Genomic DNA, 4967 nt, shown 5'->3' with positions numbered 1-4967 from the left:
CATCATCGCGGTCTATGGGGTCAACGATATGGCACCGTGAGGACACATGTATGTCAATCCTGGTCTAACAGAGCCTTTTTTTTTGCCGTTTACGGGCGAATTATTACCGCTTAGGAAGCCTGATTGATCTGTCTTGACAAAGCGAAAGTTTCGAGGATACTGTAGATAACAATACAAAATATAACGTTCTATTAACAGATGATTGACTGAGATTGGGAGATAAATGAGGAAGTTGCTCTTGGCCAGCCATGGGCCACTTGCTAGAGCGATGCGTGAAACGCTCCAGCTATTTTGCGGTGAAGATCCTCGCGTTAAGGTGCTATGCGCATATGTCGATGAGGACACGATGGATGTAAACGAGTTGATAGATTTTTGGGAACGTTCTCGCGACCCAGCAGACCAGTGGATTGTCATCACTGATGTCTATGGTGGGTCAGTGAACAACGCTTTTATGGAAAGGTTGGGTGACGATTCTTTAAGGCTCATTGCCGGTATGTCGCTACCACTAGTGCTCGAAGTGTTTTCGAAATTGAGCACACTTGATGACGCCGAGCTCGCTGCATTGGTTTCAAGTGTCCGCCAAAAGGGCACACGCCTATGTTCGCTGCCAAATTCGGTAGAAGAAGACGAGGATTTTTGAGAAAGGAACAAAGATGATTAAGCTGCTGAGAGTTGACCATCGCTTGCTTCATGGTCAGGTTGCCATGACTTGGACGCAAGAGCTTGACACCAATTGCATTTTGATTGCCTGCGATGCGGTTGTGAAAGATGACGTGCGCAAGACGACGCTTAAGCTGGCACGTCCGGCAGGCGTCAAATTGGTTATCAAATCGGTCGATGATTCTATCGAGGCTCTTAGGAGCGGTGTGACCGATAAGTACCGTTTGTTCATTGTCGTTGAAAGCATCGAGGATGCTTACCGCTTGGCGAAGGGCTACAACGAAATCGAGCATATCAACATTGGAGGAACGAAGCCGCGTGAGGGTGCAGATGTACGCCTATCTTCAACGGTTTTCGCTACCGATCGCGACGTGGAGCTTCTACATGAGCTCAGTGATGCCGGAATCGAGGTGGAGATCAGGCAGGTACCTAGAGACGAGAAGATTTTGATTTAAGCACATACAATAGAAAGGGGATCTCTCATGTTGACTCAAGCGATCCTTGTCGGCCTCGTCGCAATGTGCGTGACATTTGAGTGGGCACTTGGCACTTGCCTTGCTTCTCGCCCGATTGTCACGGGCGTCCTCATCGGTCTTGTGATGGGTGATTTGCAGACGGGCATTATTGTCGGCGCCACGCTTGAAATGGTGTTCATTGGATCGGTTACCATCGGGGCGGCCGTTCCGCCTGACGTTATCACCGGTGGTATTTTGGGCACTGCTTTTGCAATTTCGACGGGTCAAGGTGCTGAAGTTGCGCTGACGCTCGCTTTTCCGATTGCGTCGCTTTATCTCATCATCGATAACGCGCTTACGCTGATCGTGATGCCGTTTTTCGTCCATAAAGCGGACGACTGTGTGGCAAAGGGCGACCTCAAAGGTATGGAGCGGATGCATCTGCTTGGTGGATTCATCGTCAAATCGCTTCCTCGCTTTTTCGTGTGCTCCCTTGCTTTCTATCTCGGAACGCCGGTTATGAACGCGGTGCTTAACGCAATTCCCGAGTTTGTAAGTAACGGCCTGGTTATTGCGGGTGGATTCATCCCTGCGCTCGGCATTTCACTGCTCGCTTCGATGATTGTCAATAAACAGACTGCTATTTTCTTCGTGCTCGGGTTTGCGCTCTGTGCCTACATGAGCATTCCAATCCTTGGTATTGCCATCATTGGGCTTTGCCTCGCAGTAATCCTCGTGGTGGTCCAGCCAAACTTCATTGCTCAGACGCCACAGCTTAGTTCGGAAGGGAGCTTCGACGATGACGACTTCTAATGACACCAGTTCCAACAAGATTACAAAGCGTGATCTAAAATCGGTATTTTTCCGTTCGCTTACGATGGAGTACTCCTGGAACTACGAGCGCCAGCAGCACATGGGATACTGCTTCTCTATGCTTCCCATCATTCGTCGCGTGTATAAGAATAAGGATGACCAGGCTGCTGCTGCCAAGCGTCACATGGAGTTCTTCAACACCACTCCTTATGTCTCAACATTAATTCTGGGCATTTCGGCAGCGATGGAAGAGGCAAACGCTAACGAAAAGGATTTTGACGAATCCTCCATCAACAGCGTAAAGGCCGCTCTTATGAGCCCGCTGGCCGGCATCGGTGACTCTCTGTTCTGGGGAACGTTGCGTGTCATCGCCACTGGCTTGGGTGTGTCGCTTGCTATGCAGGGTAACATTCTCGGCCCGCTTCTCTTCCTTGTCGTATTCAATGTTCCGCATTATCTGATTCGTTGGTTCTGCCTTAAATGGGGCTATGGATTCGGAACCAGTTTCTTGAGCAAGATCGAGAAATCTGGTCTTATGCCAAAGCTCACTATGGGGGCTGCAATTCTCGGTCTTATGGTTATCGGCGCTATGGTGCCCAACCTTGTATCGGTCAGCGTGGCTGGTTCTCTCGGTACCGGCGACAGTGCGCAGACTATCCAAAGCATCATCGACGGTATCATGCCGAGCCTGCTGCCGCTGCTTGTGACACTTGGAGTTTACGAACTCGTCCAGCACAAGGTTAAGATTGCTTGGATTCTCGTTATTCTCATGGCGGTTGGTATCGTCGGCTCCTTCTTCGGAGTGTTTGCAATCTAAATGGTTGATTTCGCCGTCTGGCCCAATTGAATTAGAAAGGTATATCTCATGGTTTCATTTGATGAACAGGCAATTCTCGATAACGGTGCTTATATCTACAATCAACGTGCCGAAATTGAACGCATTGCTGACGAAATTTGCGAAAAGGGTTTCGATTCGATTTTCTTCACCTCGTCAGGTGGCTCGCTTGCGATGATGCAGCCGTTTGACTATATGGTTTCTGTTATGTCCGATATTCCCGTCCAGTCCCAAGTTTCGGCAGATTTCCTCACGGTTGGCAATCGGCGCATCGGTAAGGGGACCTTGGCGTTCATGGCGTCCAAGTCGGGCGACACCAAAGAGACGGTCGCGGCGGCAAAGGCGGCAAAAGACGCAGGCTGCACCATTGTCTCTACGCTTGGCGTGGACGGTTCACCGCTTGGTGAACTTTCCGATTATGGAGTGATCTATAAGCAGGGCCGTCCTATGGAGCTCGTGCTGTACCTTCTGATTGGAAAGATTCTCAAGAACAGGGGCTTTTTCGATGACTACGATCGCTTCGCTGATGAGCTTGTGAATCTCCCCGCTGCTCTCGTTTCCGTCGGCAAGAACGCTGACGAGATGGCTCGCGCATATGCTCTGAAGCACAAGGACGATCCGTATCAGATTTGGATTGGTTCTGGCAATCTGTGGGGCCCCACGTATTCGTTTGCCATGTGTGTGCTCGAGGAGTCCCAATGGCTGCGCACCAAATCCGTTACATCGCCTGAGTTCTTCCATGGCACTATCGAACTTGTTGAGCCGGGCGTTTGCGTCGCGCTCGCAATGACGGAGGCGCAGACTAGGCCTCTTGATGAGCGCGTTGCACGCTTCTGTAAGCAATATGCGGATGATTTCACCGTATTCGATACACATGATTATGAGTTGCCGGGTATCAGTGATGAATTCCGCTGGATGCTTTCTCCGGTGGTGCTCAATGCCATTCTCTCGCGTGTGAGCAAGAATTTCGAGGAAATTCGTGACCATTCGCTCGACATCCGCCGTTATTACCGCAAGGTCGAGTACTAATAAAGACCGTACGTGATGGGAGGCGTTGAGGTGAAAATCGCAGCAATTGGTGACAACGTTATTGATCGCTATCTCAACAAAGGCGTTATGTATCCTGGTGGCAATGCCGTAAACGTCGCTGCCCATGCAAGCATGCTTGGCGCACAGGCTGCGTATATTGGGGAGATCGGCAATGACCTGGGAGGGCGAATAATCACCGATGCCCTTTCTTCGCTGAACGTTGACCTTTCGCAATCATGCATGCCTGAAAAAGCAACAACCAAGACTTGCGATGTAAATGTTTACAACGGTGAACGTGTCGAAGTTGGTTACGATACGGGGGCTTGCTGGGCGCACAAAACCCATATCAACGATTCTGATGTCAAGTTTCTTCAGGGATTCGATGCGGTTTTTACCAGCGTCAATGCAAAGCTGCAGGATGATGTGCACCTAGTTCAAGATCTTCCCGCTGTGGTGGTTTACGACTTTTCCGTTAAAGATAAGTATCGAACCGACGCATATTTCGATCTTGTTTGCCCTGCTACAACCCTTGGTCTGTTTTCCTGTTCCGGCGAGAGCGATCAACAGATTCAAGTTCTATTGAAGAGGGCCATAGAGCATGGTTGTCGCTACACGATTGCTACACGGGGATCTGCAGGGCCTGTGTTCTTTGACGGTTCCCGATGGTACCAGGGAAATATAAGACCCGTAGATGCGCTTGACACCATGGGCGCGGGAGATTCGTATATCACTGCGTTTGTTGTGAGCTGTCTCTCGCATGGCTGGAGTAAAAAGCAACCGCTCGATGCGGAGATCATTCGGGATGCAATGGAATTCGCTGCTGACTATTCAGCTAAGAATTGCCTTAAACCCGGCGGCTTTGGATTCGAGCATAAACTCGCCGAGATGAAAGACGGCCAAGCTTCCATTTCCTAGAAAGGTATTTTTTTAGGTCATTAAGTATTAATACGTAGTGAAATGACAAGTTGTCAATTGAAACGAATTTCACTCTATTAAACGAAGGGATATTAGATATGTTCAATTTCGATGAGCCTCGTTACGAGAAGGTTGTGAGCGATGCCCTCGCTCTCCGTCCTCAGATTGAGGCTGCCGTGGACAAGGTCTGCGAGCAGGGCTATTCCAACATCTTCTTCATCGGCTGCGGCGGCACCTGGGCCCACACGCTCCCGATGAAG

The 4967-nt window shown here is 49.9% G+C and carries 6 protein-coding genes; all 6 read left to right on the top strand.

The window, feature by feature from the left end; translation table 11 throughout:
* The first annotated feature begins 223 nt into the window (after positions 1-223).
* Genes ACEXKH_RS09535 through ACEXKH_RS09510 form a run of 6 tightly spaced genes read left to right on the top strand, consistent with a single transcriptional unit; the run spans position 224 to position 4707 of the window.
* Complete coding sequence (locus tag ACEXKH_RS09535; protein WP_373573929.1) at positions 224-640, top strand: PTS sugar transporter subunit IIA; 417 nt, start codon at positions 224-226, stop codon at positions 638-640.
* Positions 641-653: 13 nt separating this feature from the next.
* A complete protein-coding gene (locus ACEXKH_RS09530) occupies positions 654-1115 on the top strand; it encodes a PTS sugar transporter subunit IIB (RefSeq protein WP_373573928.1) in 462 nt (153 codons plus the stop codon).
* A gap of 27 nt (positions 1116-1142) precedes the next feature.
* Positions 1143-1928 (top strand): PTS mannose/fructose/sorbose/N-acetylgalactosamine transporter subunit IIC, encoded by a 786-nt coding sequence (locus ACEXKH_RS09525; protein ID WP_373573927.1) that lies wholly within the window; start codon positions 1143-1145, stop codon positions 1926-1928.
* Complete coding sequence (locus ACEXKH_RS09520) at positions 1915-2745, top strand: PTS system mannose/fructose/sorbose family transporter subunit IID (RefSeq protein ID WP_373573926.1); 831 nt, start codon at positions 1915-1917, stop codon at positions 2743-2745. Before ACEXKH_RS09525 ends, ACEXKH_RS09520 begins: the two co-directional genes overlap by 14 nt.
* Positions 2746-2793: 48 nt before the next feature.
* Positions 2794-3792: an SIS domain-containing protein gene (locus ACEXKH_RS09515; RefSeq protein ID WP_055310759.1), complete on the top strand. Its 999-nt coding sequence runs from the start codon at positions 2794-2796 to the stop codon at positions 3790-3792.
* Positions 3793-3822: 30 nt separating this feature from the next.
* A complete protein-coding gene (locus ACEXKH_RS09510) occupies positions 3823-4707 on the top strand; it encodes a PfkB family carbohydrate kinase (protein ID WP_226790463.1) in 885 nt (294 codons plus the stop codon).
* Positions 4708-4967 lie beyond the last annotated feature (260 nt).

Source organism: Collinsella aerofaciens ATCC 25986 (assembly GCF_964259375.1).
Taxonomy (GTDB): Bacteria; Actinomycetota; Coriobacteriia; order Coriobacteriales; family Coriobacteriaceae; genus Collinsella; species Collinsella aerofaciens_BO.
The sequence above is the reverse complement of the archived record's forward strand: the minus strand, read 5'-3'. Positions and strand labels throughout refer to the sequence as shown.